Here is a 26,496-nt window from a genome sequence, read left to right as displayed (position 1 = left end):
GGCGTCACGGCCGTGTCCTGGGGTGGGTGCGTGTTCTAGGCTCTGTGCATGACTGTCAACGATTACCGGACTCCCACACCCGTCGACCAGATCGCCGAGCAGTGGGTGGACACCCTCGTCGCCCTCGATCCGACAGTGGGCACCTACATCGGCCGGGCCGCGGATGGGTCGGGATTTGCGGATTACTCGCCCGACGGGCACGCCAGGTACGTGCAGGCGGCCACCGAGGTCATCGCGGCCCTGGACGCCGCGAGCCCGGTCGATGCCGTCGACGTCGTCACCCGCACGGACCTCGGCAGCACCCTCGCGCTCGACCTGGAGAGCTCGGCGGCCGGGCTGCACCTGCGCGACCTCAACGTGATCGCCTCCCCGGTGCAGGAGATCCGGGAGGTCTTCGACCTGATGCCCACCGGTACCGTGGCCGACTGGCAGAACATCTCCGAGCGGCTGCAGGCCGTACCCTCGGCCATCGACGGCTACATCCAGACCCTGCGTGTGGGAATCGAACAGGGCATCACCCCGGCCAGGCGCCAGGTGGTCGAGGTGCTCGGTCAGGTACGGCGCACAGCCGCCAACGACGGGTTCTTCAATCATTTCGTCGCCGAGGCCGGTCTGGAGAACGGCTCGCTTCCGGCCACCCTGGCCACCGACCTCGGAGCACGGGCCAGTCGGGCGGCCTCGGCCTACGACAAACTCGCGGCGTTCCTCGCCGACGACCTCGCGCCGCGCGCCACCGAGGTCGACGGCATCGGCCGCGACCTCTACGCGCTCAGTTCACGCCGCTTCCTCGGCGCCACCGTCGACCTCGACGAGACCTACGAGTGGGGCATCGAGGAACTCGGTCGTATGGTGGCCGAGCAGGAGAGCGTGGCCAGGCAGATCACACCGGGCGCCACGGTGCTGGAGGCCATCGAGTTCCTCGACACCGATCCGGCCCGCAAGCTGCACGGCACCGACGCCCTGCAGCGCTGGATGCAGGAGACCAGCGACCGTGCCGTCGCCGAGCTGGGCGAGACCCAGTTCGACATCCCGGAGGAGATCCGCCGTTTGGAGTGCATGATCGCACCCACCCAGGAGGGCGGGATCTACTACACAGGCCCGACCGACGATTTCTCCCGGCCCGGCCGGATGTGGTGGTCCGCGCCCGTCGGTGTGACCGAATTCGACACCTGGCGCGAGCTCACCACGGTCTATCACGAGGGCATCCCCGGTCACCACCTGCAGATCGGCCAGGCGGTGTACAACCGGGCCAAGTTGAACACCTGGCGCAGGCAGCTGGCCGGCACCTCCGGCCACGCCGAGGGCTGGGCCCTGTACGCCGAACGCCTGATGGAGCAGCTGGGCTACCTCGACGACCCCGCCGACAGGCTCGGCATGCTCGACGGGCAGCGGATGCGTGCGGCGCGGGTGGTGCTGGACATCGGTGTGCACCTGGGCAAGACCGTCCCGGACGGCTCAGGGGTGTGGACGGCCGACTACGCCTTCGACTTCCTCGCCCGGAACGTCAACATGAACGAGGGATTCGTCAGGTTCGAGGTGAACCGCTACCTGGGCTGGCCGGGCCAGGCACCGTCGTACAAGATCGGCCAGCGGATTTGGGAGCAGCTGCGCGACGAGGCACAAGCCAGGGATGGTGCGGCGTTCAACATCAAGGAATTCCACCGCCGCGCGCTCGACCTCGGCGGCGTCGGCCTTGACACCCTCCGCTCGGCCCTGCAGCCCTGACCCGCGCCTGGCCGCGACCCGCGGGTCGCGGCCTCACGTTGGTCGAGCTCGTCGAGACCCCGTGGGCCGACCTGCGGGTTTGACGCATCCACGGACCGCGGATCGGGTCACCGGGTCTCGACAGGCTCGACCAGCGGATGGGGACGTTCCCGAGTTCTGTCGCGACGGGCGAGGAATCGGAGGGTCTGGCGCGCGTTCTCCAGTCGGGGGAGATACCTGGTTGGGCGGGTTGCCCGGCCCGCCCCGAAACAGCTAAGCTTTACTGTCACGCTTGTGACGAATTAGCCGCTGCCAGTCGCGGAAACATCATAGTAAATCGCACTAACCTCCCTTCTGGCCCGAATATGTCCATCCTGGAGCAACTACTACATGACAATCGCAACGACCGAACGGGCACCCAAGCAGGTCGCCATCAACGACATCGGATCTGCTGAAGACTTCCTTGCCGCGGTCGAAAAGACTCTGAAATTCTTCAACGACGGAGACCTCATCGAGGGCACCGTCGTGAAGATCGACCGCGACGAGGTCCTCCTCGACGTCGGCTACAAGACCGAGGGTGTCATCCCCTCCCGCGAACTTTCCATCAAGCACGACGTTGACCCTTCCGAGGTTGTCAAGGTCGGCGACCTGGTCGAGGCCCTCGTACTTCAGAAGGAAGACAAAGAAGGCCGTCTCATCCTGTCGAAGAAGCGCGCTCAGTACGAGCGTGCATGGGGCGACGTCGAGAAGATCAAGGAATCCGACGGAGTTGTCACCGGATCGGTCATCGAGGTCGTCAAGGGCGGTCTCATCGTCGACATCGGCCTGCGTGGCTTCCTGCCCGCGTCGCTCATTGAGCTTCGCCGTGTTCGCGACCTGACCCCGTACCTGGGCCAGGAGATCGAGGCCAAGATCCTCGAACTCGACAAGAACCGCAACAACGTGGTCCTGTCGCGTCGCGCACTGCTCGAGCAGACCCAGTCCGAGAGCCGCACCACCTTCCTCAACAACCTCCAGAAGGGACAGGTCCGCAAGGGCGTCGTCTCGTCGATCGTCAACTTCGGTGCGTTCGTCGACCTGGGTGGCGTTGACGGTCTGGTTCACGTCTCCGAGCTCAGCTGGAAGCACATCGAGCACGCCAGCGAGGTCGTCGAGGTCGGTCAGGAAGTCACCGTCGAGATCCTCGAGGTCGACCTGGACCGCGAGCGCGTGTCCCTGTCGCTCAAGGCCACGCAGGAAGACCCGTGGCAGGTCTTCGCCCGCACCCACGCCATCGGCCAGGTTGCACCGGGTAAGGTCACCAAGCTCGTTCCCTTCGGTGCGTTCGTTCGCGTCGCAGAGGGCATCGAGGGCCTCGTGCACATCTCCGAGCTGTCCGGCAAGCACGTTGAGCTCGCCGAGCAGGTTGTCTCGGTCGGCGACGAGGTGTTCGTCAAGGTCATCGACATCGACCTGGAGCGTCGCCGTATCTCGCTGAGCCTCAAGCAGGCCAACGACGGTGTCGACCCCGAGGGCACCGAGTTCGACCCTGCACTCTACGGAATGCTCACCGAGTACGACGACCAGGGCAACTACAAGTACCCCGAGGGCTTCGACCCGGAGACCAACGAGTGGCGCGAAGGCTTCGAGACCCAGCGCGAGAAGTGGGAGCAGGACTACGCTGCAGCCCAGGCTCGCTGGGAAGCTCACAAGAAGCAGGTCGCATCCGCGAACGACGAGATCATCGCCCCCGGCGATGTCGCGTCCGCCGCTGGCAACTCGTTCTCCAGCGAGACCGCCGGAGCCGGCACCCTCGCGGACGACGAGGCGCTTGCCGCCCTGCGCGAGAAGCTCAGCAGCAACAACTAGCAGTATCCCTCCGGCTCTGGCCGGAGCCGCACAGGCCGGACCCGTCGGGGTCCGGCCTGTGCCGGTTAACCGTCGTGTCCGCCGCAGCTCCGCGGCCTTTCCCGCTGTGCACGTTCGCCCACTGCGGCGGGCCCCACGGCTGACGTTCCGGTGCGTTCGTTAGCATGGGGCCGTGTACTTGATTGGGTTGACCGGCGGGATCGCATCGGGGAAGAGCACCGTGGCCAAGCGCTTCGGCGAGCACGGAGCAGTGGTGATCGACGCCGATCAGCTGGCCAGAGCGGCCGTCGCACCGGGCACGGATGCGCTGGCGCACGTGATCGAGGTCTTCGGCGACGAGGTCGCCAACGCCGACGGTAGCCTCAACCGGGCGGCCCTGGGCGCCATCGTCTTCGGAAACCCGGCCGCGCTCAACCTGCTCAACCAGATTGTGCACCCCGCCGTTCGAGCCCTGTCCGCGCAGGCCATCGACGCGGCCGAGCGGGCCAACCCGCACGTCGTCGTGGTCTACGACGTGCCCCTGCTGGTCGAGGCCTCCGTCGGCCACCCGTTCGACCTCATCGTCGTCGTGCACGCCGATGCCGAAACCCGGGTAAGCCGCATGGTGGAGCTGCGCGGCATGAACGAGGCCGACGCGCGGAGCCGCATCGCCGCTCAGGCCGGAGACGACGAGCGCCTGGCCGTGGCCGACGCCGTCATCGACTCGACCGGGTCCCTCGACGCCACCCTCAGCCAGGTGGACAGGCTGTGGAAACGCAAACTGCGGTCCCACCACGACGCCCACCCTGAGGCGACCGAGGCGTCCGCCGACCCGAGTGTCGGTGGGGCTCCTTAGACTGGAAGCATGGAAGCTACCCGTTCCGTTCACCCTTTCGAGGTCGTGAGCGAATACACCCCCAGTGGTGACCAGCCCGGTGCCATCGCCGAGCTGGCCGGCCGAATCAACGCCGGTGAGACCGACATCGTGTTGCTCGGTGCCACCGGCACCGGAAAGTCCGCGACCACGGCGTGGTTGATCGAGCAGGTGCAGCGTCCGACGCTGGTTCTCGCGCACAACAAGACCCTCGCGGCCCAACTCGTCAACGAGTTCCGCGAGCTGATGCCCAACAACGCCGTCGAATACTTCGTCTCCTACTACGACTACTACCAGCCCGAGGCCTACGTTCCGCAGACGGACACCTTCATCGAGAAGGACTCCTCGATCAACGAAGAGGTGGAGCGGCTCCGGCACTCCACGACCAACTCGTTGCTCAGCCGTCGCGACGTCATCGTCGTCTCTACGGTGTCGTGCATCTACGGCCTCGGCACCCCGGAGGGGTACCTCGAGGCGATGGTGGCCCTGCAGGTTGGCCAGAAGGTCGACCGGGACTGGTTGATCCGCAAGTTCGTGGCCATGCAGTACCAGCGCAACGACGTCGACTTCTCACGCGGGCACTTCAGGGTGCGCGGCGACACCATCGAGATCATCCCGATGTATGAAGAACTCGCCATCCGTATCGAGATGTTCGGCGATGAGATCGAGGCGCTGTACAGCCTGCATCCGCTCACGGGCGATGTCGTCAAGAAACTCGATGCCGTCTCGGTCTTCCCCGGGTCGCACTACGTCGCCAGCACTGATGTGATGCAGCGGGCGATGGGCACCATCCAGGAGGAACTGGCCGAACGACTGGGTCAGCTGGAACGTGAGGGCAAGCTGCTGGAGGCGCAACGCCTGCGGATGCGCACCTCGTTCGACCTGGAGATGATGGAGCAGATCGGTTTCTGCTCCGGCATCGAGAACTACTCACGCCACATCGACGGGCGGAGCGCGGGGGAGCCCGGCCACTGCCTGCTCGATTACTTCCCCGACGACTTCCTCGTCGTCATCGACGAATCCCATGTCACCGTGCCGCAGATCGGCGCCATGTACGAGGGCGACTCGTCCCGGAAGCGCACTCTCGTCGAGCACGGCTTCCGTCTGCCGAGCGCGCTGGACAACCGGCCGCTCAAATGGAACGAGTTCAAGGACCGGGTCGGCCAGACCGTGTACCTCTCGGCCACGCCGGGCAAGTACGAGATGGGCATCGCCGACGGCATCGTCGAGCAGATCATCCGCCCGACCGGTCTGGTCGACCCGCAGATCATCGTGAAACCCTCCGCCGGCCAGATCGACGACCTGCTCGAACAGATCCGGGTGCGCGTCGGTCTCAACGAGCGGGTGCTCGTCACCACGCTGACTAAGAAAATGTCCGAGGAGCTCACCGACTTCCTCACCGAAGCCGGCGTGCGCGTGCGGTACCTGCACTCGGACGTCGACACCCTGCGCCGGGTGGAGCTGCTCACCGAACTGCGCCAGGGAGTCTACGACGTTCTCGTGGGCATCAACCTGCTCCGCGAGGGTCTCGACCTGCCCGAGGTGTCCCTGGTGGCCATCCTCGACGCCGACAAGGAAGGCTTCCTGCGGTCGTCGACCTCGCTGATCCAGACAATCGGCCGTGCCGCCCGGAATGTGTCCGGTGAGGTGCACATGTACGCCGACCGGATCACCGACTCGATGGCCAGGGCCATCGACGAGACCGACCGCAGGCGCGAGAAGCAGGTGGAATACAACACCCTGCACGGTATCGACCCCACGCCGCTCCGCAAGCGCATCGCCGACATAACGGATGTCCTCGCCCGCGAAGAGGCCGACACCGCGGAGCTCCTGGCCGGTCGCGACGCCCGGCGTCGTAGCCCCACTCCCTCGATGCGCAAGGGGCTGGCCGCGAACGGGGCCAACGACCTCGAGTCGATTATCGCCGACCTCAACGCTCAGATGCTCGAGGCGGCCGGCGAACTCAAATTCGAGTTGGCCGGACGACTTCGCGACGAGGTGTCCGAACTCAAGCGCGAACTCCGCCAGATGGAGAAGGCCGGGCACCTGGCCTGATCGGGCCTCACCTGGGCCGCCCGGGCCCTGCAGGAGCCCCGGTGGGGCCTGGCAGGAGCGCGGGTGGCACTGGAGTGTCAGTGGCACTGCATAGACTCGAATGGTGTCAATTTCAGAGGTAGAGCACGGCTCTCAACTCAGCGTCCGTGGTGCTCGCGTGCACAATCTGCACAACGTCAACCTGGACATCCCGCGCGATTCGCTCGTGGTGTTCACAGGTCTATCGGGGTCGGGGAAGTCATCGCTCGCCTTCGATACTATTTTTGCGGAGGGGCAGCGTCGGTACGTCGAGTCACTGTCGGCTTACGCCCGCCAGTTCCTCGGTCAGGTCGACCGGCCCGACGTCGACTTCATCGAAGGCCTCAGCCCCGCGGTGTCCATCGACCAAAAGTCCACCAACCGCAACCCGCGGTCCACGGTGGGTACCATCACCGAGATCTACGACTACATGCGGCTGCTCTGGGCACGCATCGGCGTGCCGCACTGCGCCGTCTGCGGCGAGGTCATCCAGTCCCAGACCGTGCAGCAGATCGCCGACCAGCTCATGGAGCTGGAGACCGGGTGCGCTACCAGATCCTCAGCCCCGTCGTCTCGCAGAAGAAGGGTGAGTTCGTCGACCTGTTCAAGGAGCTCGCCGCCGGCGGGTACTCCCGCGCCATGGTCGACGGCACTCAGATCCAGCTCAACGAACCGCCGATCCTCAAGAAGCAGCTCAAGCACGACGTCTCCGTCGTCGTCGACCGCCTGGTCGCCGGCCCCGACCTGCTCAGCCGGCTCACCGACTCGTTGGAGACGGCCCTCAAGCTCACCGACGGGCTCGTGCAGATCAACTTCGTCGACCTCACCGGTGACGAGGCCTGGCAGAGCTACTCCGAGAAGCTGTCCTGCCCGAACAACCACCCGGTGCAGCTGACCGAGATCGAGCCCCGCACCTTCTCCTTCAACGCCCCGTTCGGCGCCTGCCCCGAGTGCTCCGGTCTGGGCACACGCATGTCGGTGGACGAGGACCTGCTGTTGGGCGACCCCGATCTCAGCATCGCGGAGGGTGTCGTTCTGCCCTGGACCACCCAGGGCAAAGGCCTGTTCCAGTACTACGAGAAGCTTCTCGACGGCCTGGCCCGCGACCTCAAGTTCAAGCTCACCACCCCCTGGAAGAAGCTGAGCGACGAGGTGCGCACCGCCGTCATGCGCGGCGACAACTTCGAGGTCAAGGTCAAGTGGAAGAACCGCTACGGCCGGGAGATGAGCTACACCTCCGGTTTCGAGGGCGTCGTTCCCTACATCGAGCGCCAGTTCCTCCAAGCCGAGACCGACAGCCAGCGTCAGCGCTGGGGCGAATACCTGCGCGAGGTCGCCTGCCCGGTCTGTGACGGAACCCGGCTCAAGCCCGAGGTCCTCGCCGTGCTCGTTCACGACATGAGCATCGCCGACATCTGCAGCCTCAGCCTCAGCGACGCCCGTGACTTCATGGACAAGCTCGAACTGACCGACCGTGAGAAGACAATCGCCGCGCAGGTGCTGCGCGAGATCAAGGTGCGTCTGGACTTCCTGCTCCGGGTGGGGCTGAACTACCTGAGCCTGGCCCGCGCCGCCGGAACGCTCTCCGGCGGCGAGGCGCAGCGCATCCGCCTGGCGACCCAGATCGGGTCGGGCCTGACGGGCGTGCTCTACGTTCTCGACGAGCCCAGCATCGGGCTGCACCAGCGTGACAACCGGCGCCTGATCGAGACGCTGGTGGCGTTGCGCGATCTCGGCAACACCCTCATCGTCGTCGAACACGACGAGGACACCATCAAGACGGCCGACTGGGTCGTGGACATCGGACCCGGCGCCGGCGTCAACGGGGGCCATGTGGTGCACTCCGGCTCGTATGCGGACCTGCTGACCAACACCAAGTCGCTCACCGCCGACTACCTGTCCGGCCGCAAGTCGATCGCCACGCCTGCGACCCGTCGCCCCCTCGACCCCGAGCGGGAGATCACGGTCGTCGGCGCCGAGGCGAACAACCTCCGCAAGGTCACCGTCAAGTTCCCGCTGGGCGTCTTCACCGCCGTCACCGGCGTGAGCGGATCCGGCAAGTCCTCCTTGGTCAACGATGTGCTCTACCGGGTGCTCGCGAACCGGCTCAACGGAGCCCGCAAGTTGCCAGGCAAGCACAGCAAGGTGACCGGTCTCGACCAGCTCGACAAGGTCATCCACGTCGACCAGGCTCCGATCGGGCGCACGCCCCGCTCCAACCCCGCCACCTACACCGGGGTTTTCGACAAGATCCGCACGCTGTTTGCCGAGACTATGGAGGCCAAGGCGCGCGGCTACCTGCCCGGCCGCTTCAGCTTCAACGTCAAGGGCGGCCGCTGCGAAGCGTGCTCGGGCGACGGCACGATCAAGATCGAGATGAACTTCCTGCCCGACGTGTACGTGGCCTGCGAGGTCTGCGGGGAGCGCGCTACAACCGCGACACCCTCACCGTGCACTACAAGGGCAAGAACATCGCCGAGGTCCTGGACATGCCGATCAGCGAGGCGGCCGAGTTCTTTGAGCCGATCTCCGCGATCCACCGTTTCCTCAAGACCCTGGTCGAGGTGGGCCTGGGCTACGTGCGGCTGGGCCAGAGCGCCACGACCCTCTCGGGCGGCGAGGCCCAGCGGGTCAAGCTGGCCACCGAACTGCAGCGCCGCTCCAACGGGCGCAGCGTCTACGTTCTCGACGAGCCCACCACCGGCCTGCACTTCGAGGACGTGCGTAAGCTCTTGCTGGTGCTGAACAGCCTCGTCGACAAGGGCAACACCGTCATCGTGATCGAGCACAACCTCGACGTGATCAAGTCGGCGGACTGGGTCATCGACCTCGGTCCGGAGGGCGGGTCCGGCGGCGGCAAGGTGCTGGCCACCGGCACCCCCGAGCACGTCGCCTCGGTCAAGAAGAGTCACACCGGAATGTTCCTGAAGGAGGTCCTCGCCGCACGGTAGGCAGAGGAACACGATGTCTGACGCACTGAGCTATCGCCCCAAGCCCGGGGAGATTCCCACCGAACCCGGTGTGTACAGGTTCCGCGACGCCTCCCGGCGGGTGCTCTACGTGGGCAAGGCCAAGAACCTCAGGGCCCGGCTGAGCAACTATTTCGCCCCGCTCAGCAGCCTGCACGAGCGCACCCGCCGGATGGTCACCACGGCGACCAGCGTCGAATGGACGACGGTCGGCACCGAGGTCGAGGCCCTGCAACTGGAGTGGACCTGGATCAACGAGTTCGATCCGCCGTTCAACGTGCAGTTCAAGGACGACAAGTCCTACCCGTACCTAGCGGTCACGCTGGCCGACGAGGCCCCGAGGGCCCTGGTGACCCGCACCACGGGCATCAAGGGTGCACGCTACTTCGGTCCGTACCCCAAGGTCTGGGCCGTGCACGAGACGATCGACCTGATGCTCAAGGCGTTCCCGATCCGCACCTGCAACAACGCCAACTACAAACGCGCCATGCAGTCGGGCAAGCCCTGCTTCGCCGGTCAGATCGGTCGCTGTTTCGGCCCCTGCTCTGGCACGGTCAGCATCGAAGAACACCGTACGATCGTCAACGGCTTCGTCAGCTTCATGGGCAGCCAGGACCGCAAACTCATCAACAGCCTGACAGCGCAGATGAAGGAGGCCTCGCTCGCCCAGGATTACGAACTGGCCGCCCGGCGTCGCGATCAGGTCAAGGCGCTCGACGCCGTGCTCGAAAAGAGCGCTGTCGTGCTGCGCGACAACGTCGACATCGACCTGTTCGCGATCGAGCAGGACGAACTGGCCGCGGCCGTGCAGCTGTTCATCGTGCGCCGCGGACGCATCCGCGGTGTGCGCGGCTGGGTCGTCGACAAGGAACTCGACCTGAGCATGAGCGAGTTGATCGACTCGATCATGCAGACCGCCTACACGGGCGACGCCCGGCCGCCCCGGGAGATCGTGGTGCCGGAGCTGCCCGACGACGCCGACGCCCTCGAGGGCTGGCTGGGCGGTATCGCGGACCGCAAGGTGCGGCTCGTGGCCGCCCAGCGTGGCGAGAAGGCGGCGCTGCTGGCCACGGCGACCCAGAACGCCAAGCAGGCGCTGATGCTCTACAAGACGCGGCGCAGCTCGGACTTCGTGGCCAGGTCGAAGGCGCTCGAAGACCTGCAGGAGGCCCTCGGCATGGAGTCGGCGCCGTTGCGCATGGAGTGCTACGACGTCTCCCACCTCGGCGGCACGAACATCGTCGCGTCCATGGTGGTGTTCGAAGACGGCCTGCCGCGCAAGGACGAGTACCGCCGGTTCGGGGTGCCGGAGTCGACCGACGACACCGACTCGCTCTACCGGGTACTCACCAGGCGACTGGCCTACCTGGTGCCCGACGGCAGCACCCCGGAGGCTTTGCCGACGGGCGGGGTCATCACGGTCGACGGCGAGGCGGCAGGCCTCACCCCTCCCGCCGAAGCTGCGTCCCCTGATGAGGCAGAGGACGCGGCCGGCAACGGCGGCGCCGCGAAACGGAAGAAATTCCGCTACCAGCCGAACCTGCTCATTGTCGACGGCGGCCAGCCGCAGGTCGCCGCGGCCGCTCGCGCCCTCCGGGAATCCGGGGTCGAAGGCATCACCCTGTGCGGCATCGCCAAGCGGCTGGAGGAGATCTGGCTGCCGGACTCCGACTACCCGGTCATCCTGCCCCGCAACAGCGACGCCCTGTTCCTCATCCAGCGGATCCGGGACGAAGCGCACCGGTTCGCGATCACCCACCAACGGGCCAGGCGCAAACGGGACATCAACACCATTCTGGGCGAAATCCCCGGCCTCGGCCCCGCCCGCATCAAGGTCCTGCTGGCTCACTTCGGTTCGGTCGCCAAGCTCAGGGAGGCCTCGGTGGACTCCATTGCCGAGATCCGCGGGATCGGACCGGCCCTCGCGGCGGGTATCCACCGGCACCTGCGCGCCTGAGCAGGCCACCGGTCGATAAGCTGGACATTCACTCACTTCGACCGAAGGCGCAATCCAGCATGAGCACGGAGACCCAGAAGCAGGAGATGCTCATTGTCACGGGCATGTCAGGCGCCGGACGATCGACCGTGGCAAACGCGCTCGAAGACCTGGGCTGGTACGTCGTCGACAACCTGCCTCCGCAGATGCTCAGACCACTCGTCGAGCTCGTCGGCCGGGCCGGCACCAACCTGCCTAAGATCGCCGCCGTCGTCGACATCCGCGGCCGCGACTTCTTCGGCGATTTCCAAGAACTCGTCCAAGCGTTGCGCAGCGGCACCCAGGTCAGGGTGATCTTCCTCGAGGCTCGCGACGACGTGCTCGTGCGCAGGTTCGAGGCCGTGCGACGCCCACACCCGCTGCAGGGGGAGGGGACGATCCTCGACGGGATCTCCGCCGAACGCACCCGCCTGGCCGTCGTTCGGGAGTCCTGCGACATCGTCATCGACACCTCCGATCTCAATATCCACCAGCTGGCCACCACCATCACCGAACGCTTCGCCGCGGAGAACGCGGCCGGGCTGCACCTCACCGTGATGAGCTTCGGTTTCAAGTACGGCCTCCCCACCGACGTCGACATGGTCGCCGACGCCCGCTTCCTGCCCAACCCCTTCTGGATCCCCGAACTGCGCCCGCACACCGGGCTCGACCCCGAGGTCAGCGACTACGTGCTCGGCCAGGAAGGCGCGCGGGAATTCATCGACGCGTATGCCACCGCCGTGCGCCCGGTCCTGGCCGGATACCAGCGGGAGAACAAGCGTCACGCCACCATCGCGATCGGTTGCACGGGCGGCAAGCACCGCTCGGTGGCCATGGCACGGGAACTGGCCGGGCTGCTCCAAGAATTTCCCGGCGTAGCGGTGAGCCTCAAGCACCGCGACCTCGGACGAGAATAACGGCAGGCCAGCCGTCGACCACGACGGCAGGCCCGAACAACAGAATGGAAATGACGATTGGCACTCACCATCGACGTCAAAGATGAACTAGCACGCGTCGAGGTTTCGAAGACCACGGTCCGGGCGGCCGAACTGGCCACGATCCTGCGATTCTCCGGTGGTCTGCACATGATCTCCGGCCGCATCGCCATCGAGTCGGAACTCGATACCGCCCTGCTGGCCCGGCGGGTACGCAAGGACCTCGCCGAGCTCTACGGCGTCCGCAGTGACGTCTCCGTGATCACGGCCTCAGGCCTGCGCCGCACCAACCACTACCTGGTCAGGGTGCTCGAGGGCGGCGAGACCCTCGCGCGACAGACCGGCCTACTCGATGCCCGACGCCGCCCGATCCGCGGCCTGCCCAACCGGCTGACCACCGGGTCCAAGGACGAGATCGCGGCCGTCTGGCGCGGCGCGTTCCTCGCCGCCGGCTCACTGACCGATCCCGGCCGCTCGGCCGCGCTCGAGGTCGTGTGCCCGGGAAACGAGGCCGCCATGGCCATCGTCGGCGCGGCCGGACGCCTCGGCATCGTCGCGAAGGCGCGCGAGGTGCGCGGTGTGCACCGCGTCGTCATCCGTGACGGTGACGCCATCGGTGCCATGCTCGTGCAGATGGGCGCCCAGGAGACCGTGCTCAACTGGGAGGCCCTGCGGCAGCGCCGCGAGGTGCGCGCCACCGCCAATCGCCTGGTCAACTTCGACGACGCCAACCTCCGCCGCTCCGCGCAGGCCGCCGTCGCCGCCTGCGCCCGCGTGGACCGGGCCATGGAGATCCTCGGTGACGATATCCCGGAGCACCTGCGGTATGCGGGGGAGCTGCGGCTGTCGTTCCGCGACTCCAGCCTCGACGAACTCGGTCACCACGCCGACCCGCCCATGACCAAGGATGCCGTCGCCGGACGCATCCGCCGGCTGCTCGCGATGGCCGATAAGAAGGCCGTCGACCTCGGGATCCCCGGCACCGACGCGAACCTGCCCGCTGACCTCGACGACGTGTGAGGGACTAACGTCCCCTATCCACCTGAGTAGACTAAAAAGGTCACTTACAGTGCAGGTGGCGGGAGAAATCCTGCCGCCGCCACACAAATGAGGAGATATGAGCTATGGCCGAATACACCCTGCCTGAACTGGCTTACGACTACTCGGCTCTCGCGCCGAGCATCAGCGGCACCATCATGGAACTCCACCACAGCAAGCACCACCAGGCATACGTCACCGGCGCGAACACTGCCTTGGCCCAACTGGCGGAGGCCCGCGATTCCGGCAGCCTCGGCTACGTCAACAAGCTGGAGAAGGACCTCGCGTTCAACCTCGGCGGACATGTAAACCACTCGATCTTCTGGACCAACATGTCCCCGAACGGCGGCGACAAGCCCATCGGCGAACTCGCCAGCGCCATCGATGACTTCTTCGGTTCCTTCGACAAGTTCCAGGCGCACTTCGCGGCGACCGCGATGGGCGTACAGGGCTCAGGCTGGGCGGTGCTCGCGTGGGACTCGATCGGGCAGCGCCTGATCATCCAGCAATTCTTCGACCAGCAGGCCAACTTCGCTGCTGGAACCGTTCCCGTGCTCATGCTCGACGTCTGGGAGCACGCCTATTACCTCGACTACCAGAACGTGCGTGCCGACTACGTGAAAGCGTTCTGGAACATCGTCGACTGGGACAACGTGCAGGCCCGCTTCGTCGCCGCCCGGGAGAAGACCAACGGCCTGCTGCTACTCTCGTAGCGCTCATCGGCCCACCGGCCGCACCCACCACTTTCGCTTTTTTCATCCCACCACCGGCGCCACATGCGCCATCAATAACAGGAGTCATTCGTGTCTGTAAAGATTGGCATTAACGGATTTGGCCGCATCGGCCGCAACTACCTGCGCGCCGCACTGGCCCAGGGCAGCGACATCGAGATCGTTGCAGTCAACGACCTCACCGACACCAAGACGCTGGCCCACCTCCTCAAATACGACTCCATCACGGGTCGTCTGGACGCCACCGTCTCCGTCGAGGGCGACTCGATCCTCGTCAACGGCAAGCCGATCAAGGTTCTCGCCGAGCGCGACCCGGCCAACCTGCCCTGGGGCGCCCTGGGCGTCGACATCGTGATCGAGTCCACTGGTCGCTTCACCAAGGCCGACGACGCACGCAAGCACATCACCGCCGGCGCCAAGAAGGTCATCGTCTCCGCTCCCGCCACCGGCGATGTTGCGACGATCGTCATGGGCGTCAACGAGGAGACGTACGACTCCGCGAAGTTCGACATCATCTCGAACGCCTCCTGCACCACCAACTGCCTCGCACCGCTGGCCAAGGTCTTCAACGACAACTTCGGCATCAAGAGCGGCCTGATGACCACCATCCACGCCTACACCGCAGACCAGAACCTGCAGGACGGCCCGCACAGCGACCTCCGTCGTGCCCGCGCCGCCGCCGTCAACATCATCCCGACGTCGACCGGTGCCGCCAAGGCCCTCGGCATCGTGCTCCCCGAGCTCGCCGGCAAGCTTGACGGCTTCGCCCTGCGCGTACCCGTGCCCACCGGTTCTATCACCGACCTCACCGTCGTCGCCGAGAAGCCGGTCACGGTCGAGGCCATCAAGGCCGCCTACAAGGCAGCAGCAGAGGGCCCCCTCAAGGGCATCCTGATGTACACCGAAGACGAGATCGTCTCCAGCGACATCGTCACCGACCCGCACTCCTCGATCTTCGACGCCGGCCTGCTGCGCGTCCTGGGCGACCAGGTCAAGCTGTCCTCCTGGTACGACAACGAGTGGGGCTACTCCAACCGCATGGTTGACCTCACCGAGTTCGTCGCCGAGCGTCTCTAACTAGGGGACTCGCAGTGACGCTTCGCACTATCGAATCGCTGGGATCGCTCCACGGCAAGCGCGTCATCGTTCGGTGTGATCTGAACGTTCCGTTGAAAGACGGCCAGATCACCGACGATGGCCGTGTGCGGGCGTCCCTGCCCACCCTCAAGGCCTTGGTCGAACAGGGCGCCCGTCTGGTGATCGTTTCTCACCTCGGGCGCCCCGACGGCCAGGTCAACCCCAAGTACAGCCTCGCGCCGGTAGCGGCACGCCTGGCTGAACTGATCGGTTCCCCCGTGGCATTCGCCACGGACACCGTCGGCGAATCCGCCCAGGCCGCAGTCGCGGCCCTGGCCGACGGCGACATCGTCGTTCTGGAGAACCTCCGTTTCAACGCGGGGAGACCAGCAAGGTCGACGCAGAGCGGGTGGCGTTCGCCACCGAGCTCTCCGCCCTCGGTGATGCTCTCGTCTCCGACGGCTTCGGCGTCGTGCACCGCAAGCAGGCCAGCGTCTTCGACCTGGCCCAGATCCTGCCGAGCGCCGCCGGACTGCTCATCGCTGCAGAGCTCGACGTGCTCGACCGCCTCACCGAGAAGCCGGAGGCGCCGTACACGGTGATCCTCGGCGGCTCGAAGGTATCGGACAAGCTCGGAGTCATCGGCCACCTGCTTCCGCGGGTGAACTCGCTGCTCATCGGCGGCGGCATGCTCTTCACCTTCCTCGCGGCCCAGGGCCACAAGGTCGGCGCGAGCCTGCTCGAGGTCGACCAGATCGAAACCGTGCGCGGTTACCTTGCCGAGGCAGAGCGCCTCGGCGTCAAGATCGTGCTGCCGACGGATGTCGTCGTCGCCTCCAAGTTCGGGGCAGACGCCGAATACGTCACCACGCCGGCCGATCAGATCGAGGACACCCCGTTCGGCGCTGCCGGCCTGGGCCTGGACATCGGACCGGACACGGCCGCTGCGTTCGCAGCGATCATCCGTGAGTCGAAGACCGTCTTCTGGAACGGCCCCATGGGCGTGTTCGAGCTGGCACCCTTCGCCGACGGCACCCGCACGGTTGCCGCCGCTCTGACCGAGGTCAACGGACTCAGCGTCGTCGGTGGAGGAGACTCCGCCGCCGCAGTTCGCATCCTCGGTTTCAACGATGACCAGTTCGGTCATATTTCTACCGGCGGTGGCGCCAGCCTCGAGTTCCTCGAGGGCAAGCGACTGCCAGGACTGGAGGTCCTCGGATGGCAGTAAACACGCGTGTCCCACTGATTGCGGGCAACTGGAAGATGAACCTGGACCACCTCCAGGCCATCGCGTTCGTCCAGAAGCTGGCCTGGAGCCTCAAGGACGCCGGCCACGACTTCACCTCCACCGAGGTTGCCGTGTTCCCGCCCTTCACCGACCTCCGCAGCGTGCAGACGCTCGTGGCGGCCGACAAACTGCCGCTGGCGTACGGCGGACAGGACGTCTCCACCCAGGAGTCCGGCGCCTACACGGGTGAGATCTCGGCGGCGTTCCTCGCCGCACTCGAGTGCCAGTACGTGCTCATCGGTCACTCCGAGCGACGCACCCTGCACAACGAGACCGACGAGGTCGTCGCCGCCAAGGTGACCGCAGCGTTGAAGCACAACCTGGTTCCGATCATCTGCGTCGGCGAAACCGCCGCGGACCTCGAGCTGCACGGCCCCAGCGCCGTTCCCGTCGCACAGTTGAAGGCAGCCCTCGCGGGTGTCGACAACGCCGCTGACATCGTCGTGGCGTACGAGCCGGTCTGGGCCATCGGCTCCGGCCAGGCCGCAACGCCCGAGCAGGCCGAACAGGTCGCTGCAGCGCTCCGGACGACCCTCGCCGAGGTGCTCGGACAGGACGTCGCAGACAAGACCCGGATCCTCTACGGTGGTTCGGTCAAGGGAGTCAACATCGCCGGTTTCATGAAGGAACCGAACGTCGACGGCGCCCTGGTTGGCGGTGCGAGCCTCGACATCACCGAGTTCTCGAGCATCGTCCGATTCCAGAAGCACGTCGGACTGTAACGATCGCCCGCCACATCCCCTACTCGGGGGTGCGGCGGGTTTCGTTTTGCCGTCAGGCTATAATTGCCAGTGGTCTTGGTGGAGCTCTAGCGCCCATCGTTTTGTGAAAGGTTTCGCGTGGAGATTCTCCAGGTTGTATTGCAGGTTCTGCTCGGTATCACGAGCCTCCTGCTCACTATGCTCATTTTGCTCCACAAGGGGCGCGGCGGCGGGCTGTCCGACATGTTCGGCGGCGGCGTCACCTCCAACCTCGGCGCCTCCGGCGTCGCCGAACGGAACCTCAACCGCATCACCATCATCCTGGCCGTGTTGTGGATCTCCTGCATCGTCGTGCTCGGCCTGATCACCAAATTCGATACCGGCGCGTAGCCTGACGGCTGCCGCCCGCCCGCTCACCAGCGGACCGGGCCGGCAACCGGGGCTACGGCACCAGCTCGCGACACCGTCGCATTCGGTCAACCACGGCGCGACCGGACCAGCAGCAGACAACCTGAACCAGCCGAACAGTTTTCAAGCGGAGGAACACAATGGCATCTGGCGGAAGCGCTATTCGCGGCTCGCGAGTCGGAGCGGGCCCCATGGGCGAGCAGGACCGTGGTTTCCACGCCGATCGCATCCGGGTCTCCTACTGGGACGCCCTCGGCAACGAGACGGTGCGATACTTCGCCGCGAACCTGCCCGACGAGGAAATTCCCGACACCATCGACTGCCCGTCCTCGGGTCTGCCCGCTGGCCGGGACAAGGAGAACCCGCCGTCGGTGGTGAAGCTCGAGCCGTACAAGACCCACCTGGCTTACGTCAAGGAGCGTCGCACCGAGGAAGAGGCCGAGTCCCTCCTCGAGGAAGCCCTCCAGCAGCTCAGGGTGCGTCGCGGAAAGCTCAGCGCCACCAACTGACTGAGGTAGGCCACGGCCTATCGCACAGCGCACAGCGCACAGGCAACACAAAAAGCGCATCGGTTCCTCGGAACCGATGCGCTTTTGCTCTGCCTGGAGTCGCCTACTGCGGCTGCTCGATCAGGTTCTCCGGGACCTCCGCGGCCGCCTCACCGTCCACGAAGAAGTCCGTGTAATGCCGACCACGGATGCCCGCGACGGGCACCTCGTCACGGCTGGCACCGGCGAGGGCGAGGCCAAGGGCAGACGCCTTGTCGGAACCGGAGACCACCAGCCAGATGCGCTCGGACGAGTTGATCACCCAGCGGGTGAGGCTCAGACGTTCGGGCGGCGGCTTGGGTGAGTTCAGCACCGCGATGACCGTGAGGTCGTTCTCCCGGATACCCTGCATGTGCGGGAACAGGGAAGCGATGTGACCGTCCGGACCGACGCCGAGGAACGTGACGTCGAACTGCGGCACCGTGGACTCAGGGGCGGCCATCGACTGGAGCTCGGCCGCATACCGATCCGCGGCCGCATCGATGTCGAGGCCTTCGTCGGACGCGGGGTACGCGTGAACGTTAGCGGCCGGAATATCGATGTGGTCGAGCAGGGCTGCGCGGGCCTGCCCCTCGTTGCGGTCGGCGTGGCCCCGGGGGACCCAACGCTCGTCGCCCCACCAGACGTCGATCTTGGACCAGTTCACACTGTCGCGGTCGGGGGAGGCGTTGATGGCCTCCAGCACACCCGTCCCGACGCTTCCTCCGGTGAGCACCACATGGGCGTGGCCCTGTTCGTGCAGGATGTCGGCCATCTTGGTGAGGAAGCGCGTGGCGACGGACTCGATGAGCGCCGCCTTGTCGTCGTGTACGAGTACACGCCTGTCGTGTGTCATGAGTGACCTCCGGTCGGTGTGGTGGCGTCCGTCAGCTGCGGCAGGCCACGCGTGATGACCTCCCCGTACAGTTCGTCGGGATCGAGGCGACGGAGTTCGTCGCTCAGGCAATCCCGCAGGCTACGGCGCTTGAGCGTCAGATCCTGCACCGGCTGGCCCGGCTGGGTCAGCGTGGCGATTCCGGGGACCTCGCGCTCCAGGGAGATGACACCGGATGCGCGGGTGAGGTGCACGCCGCGGATCCCGTTCGAGTTCTCACCTGTGGTGAGATCGTAGTCCACGGGTACCTGCAACTGCAGCTGCAGCCAGGCCGCGAGCAGGGTCGTGGAGGGGGAGTCAGCCGCCCCGGTCACGGATACGGCGGTGATGGATTCGTAGGGAGGCTGGTCGAGCACCGCGGCGAGCTGGGCCCGCCAGAGGGTCAGACGCGTCCAGGCGAAGTCGGTGTCGCCCGGGCGGTACGTCGAGCAGATCCGGGTGAGGGCGGCCTGCGGGTCGTCCTGCGCGGACGCATCCGTGATGCGACGGTACGCGATGCGACCCAGGGGCGACTCAGCCGGCACCTCTGGCGCCTCACCGGGCCACCAGGCCACAACGGGAGCGTCGGGCAGGAGCAGACCGGTGACCAGGCTCTCCGGGTCGCTGGCGGCGTCACCGTAGGCGCGCAGCACGATGACCTCGCTGGCGCCGGCGTCTCCGCCGACCCGGATCTCCGCGTCGACACGCGGGTCGCAGGCAGCGGCGCCGTCGGGCTGGGTCGACAGGACAATCACGCGCATGGGGTGTTCCCTGGACGCGTCGTTGGCCGCTTCGATGGCCTCTTCCTCATGGCCCAGTTCGGCGGCGATGATGAGGGTGAGCACCCGGCCGAGGGCGACTGCGCCGCCCTCTTCCCGGATGCGCACGAGCGCCTTGGAAATCTTGGACGTGGTGGTGTCCGGCAGATCGACGATCATGGGCGTCTCCAGTTCCGGCCGTCTCGTGACAGCAGTTCGTCGGCTGATGCGGGCCCCCAGGTTCCGGGTCGGTACTGTTCCGGTTGACCCTGGGTTGCCCAGAATTCTTCGATGGGGTCGAGGATCTTCCACGATAGCTCGACCTCTTCGTGGCGGGGGAAAAGCGGCGGGTCGCCCAGCAGGACGTCCAAGATCAGGCGTTCGTAGGCCTCGGGGCTGGCCTCGGTGAACGCGTGGCCGTAACCGAAGTCCATGGTCACGTCGCGCACCTGCATGCCGACACCGGGAACCTTGGATCCGAACCGGATAGTGACGCCCTCGTCAGGCTGCACCCGGATCACCAGGGCGTTCTCACCGAGAGCGGCCGTCTGGCTCTTCTCGAAGAGGTACTGGGGTGCCCGCTTGAACACCACAGCGATCTCCGTGACGCGCCGGCCCAGGCGCTTGCCGGCGCGCAGGTAGAACGGCACCCCGGACCAGCGCCGGGTATCGATCTCCAAGCGCAGGGCCGCGTACGTCTCCGTCAGGGACTCCGGGTTCATGCCGTCTTCCTCCAGGAAACCGAGGATCTTCTCGCCACCCTGCCAGCCACCGGCGTACTGTCCGCGGGCGGTGCCCGTGGCCAGGTCCTCCGGCAACCGTACGGAAGCGAGCACCTTCTCCTTCTCGGTGCGGAGGTCCGCGGCGTCGAAGGAGATCGGCTCCTCCATGGCGGTGAGCGCGAGGAGCTGCAGGAGGTGGTTCTGGATCACGTCGCGCGCCGCGCCGATGCCGTCGTAGTACCCGGCCCGGCCGCCGACACCGATGTCCTCGGCCATGGTGATCTGCACGTGGTCGACGTAGTTGGCGTTCCAGATCGGTTCGTACAACTGGTTCGCGAAGCGCAGCGCGAGGATGTTCTGCACCGTCTCCTTACCCAGGTAGTGGTCGATGCGGAAGACGGAGTCGGCCGGGAAGACCGATTCGACGACGTCGTTGAGCTCGCGGGCCGTCTTCAGGTCGCTGCCGAAGGGCTTCTCGATGACGACGCGGCGCCACTGGCCGTTCTTCTGCTCTGCCAGGCCGGACCGGCGCAGCTGCTCCGTGACCTGGGGGAACGCCTTGGGTGGGATCGACAGGTAGAACGCATGGTTGCCCATCGTTCCCCGCTCCCGGTCCAGTTCCTCGATGGTCTCCTTGAGGAGCTCAAAGGCCGCGTCGTCGTCGAAGGTTCCCGGGACGAACCGGATTCCCTCGGCCAGCTGCGCCCAGACATCTTCGTGGAACTCGGTACGGGCGTACTCCTTGACGGAGTCGTGCACAACCTGCATGAAGTCCTGGTTGTCCCAGTCCCGGCGGGCGAACCCGACGAGAGCGAATCCAGGCGGCAACAGGCCCCGGTTGGCGAGGTCATAGACGGCGGGCATGAGTTTCTTCCGCGACAGGTCTCCGGTGACGCCGAAGATCACGAGGCTCGAGGGCCCTGCAATTCGATTCAGGCGGTAATCGGAGGGTGAACGCAACGGATTGAACTCCGGGGTGATTTCCACCGGGGACATGCGGCTCCTTAGAGGGTGACAGTGAACAGAAGCGGGGGCGTGACTTACCGGACTGCGGCGAACAGAGTACTGATGTTCGCAGTCGGGTCGGTCAACGTGAGGGTGAGGACCGGACGACCGTGCTCGGCGAGGACGCCGGCGTCGCCGGCGGCCTGGGCCTGGATGAGCTCACCGAAGGTGAACGGACGGCCCGGGATCTCAAGGTCTTCAGCGGGGGAGCTGAGGATCTGCAGGAACACGCCGGTGGGGGTGCCACCCTTGTGGTACTGGCCGGTCGAGTGCAGGAACCGGGGGCCCCAGCCGAAGGTGACCGGACGACGTGACAGCGTCGCCAGGAGCGCACGCAGCTCGGCGAGCTGGGGGAGTGCCACACGGTCGACATACGCCTGGATGGCGACGTACCCGTCCGGGCCGAGTTCTTCGAGCAACGCGTCGACGGCGCCGGCGAGGTCGCTGGCCGCGCCGATGACATGCGGCGTACCGCGGATCTCGATGCCGTCAGCGATGAACGCAGCGGGTTCGGGAGCCGGACGGGCATCGAGCAGGCCGCGGGTGGCGTTCTTGGCTGATTCGACGTCGGGCTGGTCGAACGGGTTGATACCGAGCAGCCGTCCGGCGACGACGGTGGCATACTCCCACACCAGGAACTGGGCTCCGAGGGTGCCACTGACCCGGATCTCGTCGCCACTGTCACGGTCCGTGCCGTCGAGGGCTCCGAAGACCTCGTCGCCGGCATCCGCCACCACGCGCAGGATTTGCAGGTCGGGTAGCGACGTCGTGAGCTCAGGCGCATCCGCGTCAAGCACGACGGGCAGGATACCGGTGCCGCGTTTGCCCGTGGACTCGGCGATGAGTTGCTCGGCCCAGTCGGCGAAACCCACGATGTGGGTGCCGTCGGAGACGATGGCCAGCTTGTCGCGCCGCGGAGCAGCTGCGGCGATCGCCGCGCCAAGGATCAGACCGGGGTTGTCCTCGGAGTCGACGGCAAGGCTCAGTGCCACGGCCTCGGCCTCGTCGAGGAGCTGTCCGACGTCCACCCCGGCCAGGCCGGACGGCACGAGGCCGAAGGCGGTCAGGGCCGAGAAGCGTCCGCCAACGGTGGGGTCGGCGGTGAACACCCGGTAGCCGGCTTCCCTGGCCGACGCCTCGAGCGGTGAGCCGGGGTCGGTGACCACGATGATGCGTTCGGCGGGGTCGATTCCGCTGTCCTGGAAGGCACGTTCGAAGACACGACGCTGGCTGTCGGTCTCCACGGTGCCGCCCGACTTCGACGACACCACCAGGGCGGTGGACTCGATCCGGTCGCTGAGCGCCGCCCGCACCTGGCCGGGGTCGGTCGTGTCGAGCACCGTGAGGTCGACACCGCTGGTGAGCGTGATGACCTCGGGGGCGAGCGACGAACCGCCCATACCGGCCAGGACGATGTGGGTGACGCCCCGCGCGTGGAGTTCCTCGCGCAGGGCCGAGATCTCGGCGACGAGGGGACGGGAGGTGGCCACTGACTCGGTCCAGCCGAGTCGCGTGCCTGCCTCTTCCTCCGCCTCGGGTCCCCACAGGGCAGGGTCGAGAGACGTGATGCCGGAGGCGATCAGGTCGGCGACCAATGTGGGAACCACGGTGCGGACGGCTTCTGCCGCCGCACCGCTCACCGAGATCCGGAAACTCACTTGGCGGACTCGAGCGCAGCCGTCACGGTGTCCAGGAGTTCGTTCCAGGAGATGATGAACTTCGAAACGCCCTCCTCTTCGAGCACGCGGGTGACGTCGTCGTAGGAAACGCCCTGCGCAGCGATGGCGTCGAGCACGGCGTTCGCGGCGTCGTAGGAGCCCGTGACGGCGCCTTCGACGATGACTCCGTGGTCGAAGGTGGCCTCGAGGGTCTTCTCCGGCATGGTGTTGACGACCTCGGGGGCGACCAGTTCGGTCACGTAGAGGGTGTCGGGCAGGTCGGCAGACTTGACCCCGGTGGAGGCCCAGAGTGGACGCTGCTTGTTGGCGCCGGCTGCGAGCAGCACGGACGCGCGCTCGGTCGTGAAGGACTGCTCGAAGACCTGGTAGGCGAGCTGCGCGTTGGCGACGCCGGCCTTGCTCTGCAGGGCGAGGGCTTCGTCGGTTCCGACCTCGGCGAGGCGCTTGTCGATCTCGGTGTCGACACGCGACACGAAGAACGAGGCGACCGAGTGGATGGTCGACAGGTCGATCCCAGCGGCCTTGGCCTTCTCCAGACCGCTCAGGTACGCGTTGATCACGGCGCGGTAGCGCTCGAGGCTGAAGATCAGGGTGACGTTGACGCTGATGCCCAGCGCAATGGTCTCGGTGATCGCCTCGAGGCCCTCGATGGTCGCCGGGATCTTGATCATCGCGTTGGGCCGGTTGACCTTGTTCCAGAGCTGCTGGGCCTGGGCGAGGGTCTTCTCGGCGTCGTGGGCGAAGCCGGGCTCGACCTCGATCGACACGCGGCCGTCGAAGCCCTTCGTGGCGTCGTAGATCGGGCGGAAGATGTCGCAGGCGGAGGCGACGTCGTCGGTGGTGATCTCGAAGACCGCATCGGTGACGGTGGTGCCGGCGGCGGCCAGCGTGGCCACCTGGGAGGCGTATGCCTCGCCCTTGCTGAGCGCACCGGCGAAGATCGTGGGGTTGGTGGTGACGCCGACGACGTTCTTCTCCTCGATGAGGGTCGTCAGCCCGCCGGACTGGATGCGCTGACGCGACAGGTCGTCGAGCCAGATGCTGACGCCCGCGGCGGACAGTGCGGCGGTGGGGGTTGTTTCAGTCATGAAAATCAAATCTCCTTGAATGCTGCGCTTGTAGGTGTCGCGCTTAGAGCGCGGCGAGGGATTCTTTGGCGGCGGCGACGACGGCCTCCGTGGTGATGCCGAATTCGCGGAACAGAGTCTTGTAGTCGGCCGATGCACCGAAGTGCTCGATCGAGACGCTGCGGCCGCGGTCGCCAACGTACTTAGTCCAGGTCAACGCGATTCCGGCCTCAACCGATACCCGAGCGGTGATCGCTCTCGGCAGAACTGCCTCACGGTATTCAGCGGACTGCTCTTCGAACCACTCAAGGCTCGGCACCGACACCACGCGAGCGTTGATGCCATCCGCCTTGAGGGCCTCGCGGGCGTTGACGGCCAGCTGCACCTCGGAGCCGGTGGCGATGAGGATCACGTCGGGCGTTCCGTTCGGGGCCTCGGCGAGAACATAGGCGCCCTTGGCGACGTTCTTGGCCGACGCGAAGGTCTCGCCGATCGCGTCACCGTCGCCACGTTCGAAGACGGGGATGTTCTGGCGGGTCAGCACGATTCCGGCCGGGCCGTTGCGGCGCGTAAGGATGGTCTTCCAGGCCCAGGACACCTCGTTGGCGTCGCCGGGGCGCACGACGTCGAGTCCGGGGATCGCGCGGAGCGTCGCGAGCTGCTCGATCGGCTGGTGGGTCGGTCCGTCTTCGCCGAGGGCCACGGAGTCGTGGGTCCAGACGAAGATCGACGGGGCCTTCATCAGGGCGGCGAGTCGCACCGCCGGACGCATGTAGTCGCTGAAGATCAGGAACGTGCCGCCGAACGGGCGGGTGTTTCCGTGCAGGACGATGCCGTTGAGGATCGCGGCCATGGCGTGCTCGCGGATACCGAAGTGCAGCACGCGGCCATACTCGTTGCCGGTCCACTCGTGAGTGGAGTGCTCGCTCGGGATGAACGAAGCGGAGTTGCTGATCGTGGTGTTGTTCGACTCGGCGAGGTCTGCGGAGCCGCCCCACAGTTCAGGGATGACCGGGCCGAGGGCATTGAGCACCTTGCCGGAGGACGCACGGGTGGAGACCTCGGTGCCGGCGGGGAAGACCGGGAGGGCCTCCTCGACGCCGTCGGGCAAGTCGCCGGAGAGGATGCGATCCAGCAGGACCTTGCGCTCGGGGTTCGCGGCGGCCCAGGCGTCGAAGCGCACGTTCCACTCTGCGTGGGCCTCAGCGCCGCGGTCCAGTGCCTTACGGGTGTGTGCGATGACGTCGTCGGCGACCTCGAAGGTCTTCTCGGGGTCGAAACCGAGAATTTCCTTCACTCCGGCGAGTTCCTCGGCGCCGAGGGCGGAGCCGTGGATCTTTCCGGTGTTCTGCTTCTTCGGGCTCGGCCAGCCGATGATGGTCTTCAGGATGATCAGCGACGGCTTGTCGGTGACGGCCTTGGCTGCCTCGATGGCGTCGTTGAGGGCAGCGACGTCCTCAACGTATTCGCCGGTCTTCTTCCAGTCGACGGTCTGCACGTGCCAGTGGTACGCGTCGTAGCGTGCCGCGACATCCTCGGTGAAAGCAATGTTGGTGTCGTCCTCGATCGAGATCTGGTTGGAGTCGTAGATCGCGATCAGGTTGCCGAGCTGCTGGTGTCCGGCGAGCGAAGAGGCCTCGGAGGTGATGCCCTCCTGCAGGTCGCCGTCTCCGGCGATGACATAGACGAACTGGTCGAACGGGCTGGTGCCCGCTTCGGCTTCAGGGTCGAACAGGCCACGCTCGAAGCGGGAGGCGTAGGCGAAGCCCACGGCGGAGGCGAGGCCCTGGCCGAGCGGGCCGGTGGTGATCTCGACGCCGTCGGTGTGTCCGTACTCGGGTGGCCGGGGGTCTTTGAGCCCCAGGTGCGCAGGGCCTTGAGGTCGTCGAGCTCGAGGCCGTCGCCGCCGAGGTACAACTGCACGTACTGGGTGAGCGAGCTGTGGCCCACCGAGAGGATGAACCGGTCGCGGCCGATCCACTCGTTGTCAGCGGGATCGCGACGCATCACTTTTTGGAACAGCAGGTAAGCCGCGGGTGCGAGACTCATGGCCGTTCCCGGGTGGCCGTTGCCGACCTTTTCCACGGCGTCCGCCGCGAGGATGCGAGCGGTGTCTACCGCTCGGTTGTCGATGGAATCCCACTGCAATGCTGCCACGTGAACTGACCCTTCTGAATCCGTCAAAGGCGGCACGTCTTTATCCCGCGCCGCTGGAGAGTGTTTGCCCGCCGACATCGTTATCGGCATCAAGATGCGCAAGAGAG

General features: G+C 66.3%; 18 protein-coding genes and 3 pseudogenes. 14 read left to right on the top strand and 7 right to left on the bottom strand.

Going from position 1 to position 26,496, the window contains the following annotated elements; all coding sequences use genetic code 11:
* Positions 1–48: 48 nt before the first annotated feature.
* The 14 genes and pseudogenes from KY500_RS07380 to KY500_RS07315 all read left to right on the top strand — a co-directional run bounded on the left by KY500_RS07380 (position 49) and on the right by KY500_RS07315 (position 18,109).
* Complete coding sequence (locus KY500_RS07380; RefSeq protein ID WP_219902939.1) at positions 49–1,725, top strand: DUF885 domain-containing protein; 1,677 nt, start codon at positions 49–51, stop codon at positions 1,723–1,725.
* A 369-nt stretch (positions 1,726–2,094) separates the two neighbouring features.
* Positions 2,095–3,552, top strand: a complete 1,458-nt coding sequence (gene rpsA, locus KY500_RS07375) for a 30S ribosomal protein S1 (RefSeq protein WP_066595554.1) — start codon at positions 2,095–2,097, stop codon at positions 3,550–3,552.
* A 172-nt stretch (positions 3,553–3,724) separates the two neighbouring features.
* Positions 3,725–4,387: a dephospho-CoA kinase gene (gene coaE, locus KY500_RS07370; protein WP_219902938.1), complete on the top strand. Its 663-nt coding sequence runs from the start codon at positions 3,725–3,727 to the stop codon at positions 4,385–4,387.
* Positions 4,388–4,396: 9 nt separating this feature from the next.
* On the top strand, positions 4,397–6,460 hold the full coding sequence (uvrB, locus tag KY500_RS07365; RefSeq protein WP_219902937.1) for an excinuclease ABC subunit UvrB: 2,064 nt from the start codon (positions 4,397–4,399) through the stop codon (positions 6,458–6,460).
* Positions 6,461–6,560: 100 nt separating this feature from the next.
* Positions 6,561–9,429: pseudogene (gene uvrA / locus KY500_RS07360) on the top strand (excinuclease ABC subunit UvrA).
* Between the two features lie 13 nt (positions 9,430–9,442).
* Positions 9,443–11,404, top strand: coding sequence for an excinuclease ABC subunit UvrC (uvrC, locus tag KY500_RS07355; RefSeq protein ID WP_219902936.1), 1,962 nt, complete (start codon positions 9,443–9,445; stop codon positions 11,402–11,404).
* Positions 11,405–11,463: 59 nt separating this feature from the next.
* Entirely contained in the window at positions 11,464–12,339 is an 876-nt protein-coding gene (rapZ, locus tag KY500_RS07350; protein ID WP_219902935.1) for an RNase adapter RapZ, read from the top strand.
* Between the two features lie 57 nt (positions 12,340–12,396).
* Entirely contained in the window at positions 12,397–13,377 is a 981-nt protein-coding gene (gene whiA, locus KY500_RS07345) for a DNA-binding protein WhiA (RefSeq protein WP_066595520.1), read from the top strand.
* A gap of 104 nt (positions 13,378–13,481) precedes the next feature.
* On the top strand, positions 13,482–14,108 hold the full coding sequence (locus tag KY500_RS07340; RefSeq protein WP_219902934.1) for a superoxide dismutase: 627 nt from the start codon (positions 13,482–13,484) through the stop codon (positions 14,106–14,108).
* Between the two features lie 90 nt (positions 14,109–14,198).
* Positions 14,199–15,203: a type I glyceraldehyde-3-phosphate dehydrogenase gene (gap, locus tag KY500_RS07335; RefSeq protein WP_066595509.1), complete on the top strand. Its 1,005-nt coding sequence runs from the start codon at positions 14,199–14,201 to the stop codon at positions 15,201–15,203.
* 14 nt (positions 15,204–15,217) lie between these two features.
* Positions 15,218–16,431 (top strand): annotated as a pseudogene (gene pgk, locus KY500_RS07330) (phosphoglycerate kinase).
* Positions 16,422–17,213, top strand: coding sequence for a triose-phosphate isomerase (tpiA, locus tag KY500_RS07325; protein WP_120336926.1), 792 nt, complete (start codon positions 16,422–16,424; stop codon positions 17,211–17,213). Before pgk ends, tpiA begins: the two are co-directional and overlap by 10 nt.
* A gap of 117 nt (positions 17,214–17,330) precedes the next feature.
* The gene (gene secG, locus KY500_RS07320; RefSeq protein ID WP_066595498.1) at positions 17,331–17,582 is read left to right on the top strand and encodes a preprotein translocase subunit SecG; all 252 of its coding nucleotides are present in this window, start codon (positions 17,331–17,333) and stop codon (positions 17,580–17,582) included.
* 158 nt (positions 17,583–17,740) lie between these two features.
* A complete protein-coding gene (locus KY500_RS07315; RefSeq protein ID WP_066595496.1) occupies positions 17,741–18,109 on the top strand; it encodes an RNA polymerase-binding protein RbpA in 369 nt (122 codons plus the stop codon).
* 103 nt (positions 18,110–18,212) lie between these two features.
* Here the strand turns inward: KY500_RS07315 and pgl are convergent, their stop codons facing one another.
* The 7 genes and pseudogenes from pgl to KY500_RS07285 all read right to left on the bottom strand — a co-directional run.
* Positions 18,213–18,983 carry a 6-phosphogluconolactonase gene (gene pgl / locus KY500_RS07310; RefSeq protein ID WP_219902933.1) on the bottom strand — a complete coding sequence of 257 codons (771 nt, stop codon included), beginning with the start codon at positions 18,981–18,983 and terminating at the stop codon, positions 18,213–18,215.
* Complete coding sequence (locus KY500_RS07305; protein WP_219902932.1) at positions 18,980–19,939, bottom strand: glucose-6-phosphate dehydrogenase assembly protein OpcA; 960 nt, start codon at positions 19,937–19,939, stop codon at positions 18,980–18,982. Before KY500_RS07305 ends, pgl begins: the two co-directional genes overlap by 4 nt.
* On the bottom strand, positions 19,936–21,477 hold the full coding sequence (gene zwf, locus KY500_RS07300; protein ID WP_066595491.1) for a glucose-6-phosphate dehydrogenase: 1,542 nt from the start codon (positions 21,475–21,477) through the stop codon (positions 19,936–19,938). The genes KY500_RS07305 and zwf overlap by 4 nt, the downstream gene beginning before the upstream one ends.
* Before the next feature lie 44 nt (positions 21,478–21,521).
* The gene (locus KY500_RS07295; RefSeq protein WP_219902931.1) at positions 21,522–23,144 is read right to left on the bottom strand and encodes a glucose-6-phosphate isomerase; all 1,623 of its coding nucleotides are present in this window, start codon (positions 23,142–23,144) and stop codon (positions 21,522–21,524) included.
* On the bottom strand, positions 23,141–24,253 hold the full coding sequence (gene tal, locus KY500_RS07290; RefSeq protein ID WP_219902930.1) for a transaldolase: 1,113 nt from the start codon (positions 24,251–24,253) through the stop codon (positions 23,141–23,143). Before tal ends, KY500_RS07295 begins: the two co-directional genes overlap by 4 nt.
* A 43-nt stretch (positions 24,254–24,296) precedes the next feature.
* Positions 24,297–24,617, bottom strand: coding sequence for a transketolase C-terminal domain-containing protein (locus tag KY500_RS19215; protein WP_255579923.1), 321 nt, complete (start codon positions 24,615–24,617; stop codon positions 24,297–24,299).
* Positions 24,618–24,812: 195 nt separating this feature from the next.
* Positions 24,813–26,467: pseudogene (locus tag KY500_RS07285) on the bottom strand (transketolase family protein); the annotation flags it as partial.
* Positions 26,468–26,496: the final 29 nt, after the last annotated feature.

Origin of the sequence: Cryobacterium sp. PAMC25264, from assembly GCF_019443325.1 — a bacterium.
In the GTDB taxonomy this organism is placed as follows: Bacteria; Actinomycetota; Actinomycetes; order Actinomycetales; family Microbacteriaceae; genus Cryobacterium.
Note: the sequence above shows the minus strand (reverse complement) of the source record. Positions and strands in the feature narration are given on the sequence as shown.

What these genes read in the sequence shown, in the direction of transcription:
- tal (WP_219902930.1), bottom strand. Translation starts at nt 24,253, where the DNA reads ATGACTGAAACAACCCCCACCGCCGCACTGTCCGCCGCGGGCGTCAGC.
- KY500_RS07305 (WP_219902932.1), bottom strand. Translation starts at nt 19,939, where the DNA reads ATGATCGTCGATCTGCCGGACACCACCACGTCCAAGATTTCCAAGGCG.
- pgl (WP_219902933.1), bottom strand. Translation starts at nt 18,983, where the DNA reads ATGACACACGACAGGCGTGTACTCGTACACGACGACAAGGCGGCGCTC.
- tpiA (WP_120336926.1), top strand. Translation starts at nt 16,422, where the DNA reads ATGGCAGTAAACACGCGTGTCCCACTGATTGCGGGCAACTGGAAGATG.
- zwf (WP_066595491.1), bottom strand. Translation starts at nt 21,477, where the DNA reads ATGTCCCCGGTGGAAATCACCCCGGAGTTCAATCCGTTGCGTTCACCC.
- uvrC (WP_219902936.1), top strand. Translation starts at nt 9,443, where the DNA reads ATGTCTGACGCACTGAGCTATCGCCCCAAGCCCGGGGAGATTCCCACC.
- rpsA (WP_066595554.1), top strand. Translation starts at nt 2,095, where the DNA reads ATGACAATCGCAACGACCGAACGGGCACCCAAGCAGGTCGCCATCAAC.
- uvrB (WP_219902937.1), top strand. Translation starts at nt 4,397, where the DNA reads ATGGAAGCTACCCGTTCCGTTCACCCTTTCGAGGTCGTGAGCGAATAC.
- rapZ (WP_219902935.1), top strand. Translation starts at nt 11,464, where the DNA reads ATGAGCACGGAGACCCAGAAGCAGGAGATGCTCATTGTCACGGGCATG.
- KY500_RS07340 (WP_219902934.1), top strand. Translation starts at nt 13,482, where the DNA reads ATGGCCGAATACACCCTGCCTGAACTGGCTTACGACTACTCGGCTCTC.
- KY500_RS07315 (WP_066595496.1), top strand. Translation starts at nt 17,741, where the DNA reads ATGGCATCTGGCGGAAGCGCTATTCGCGGCTCGCGAGTCGGAGCGGGC.
- KY500_RS07380 (WP_219902939.1), top strand. Translation starts at nt 49, where the DNA reads ATGACTGTCAACGATTACCGGACTCCCACACCCGTCGACCAGATCGCC.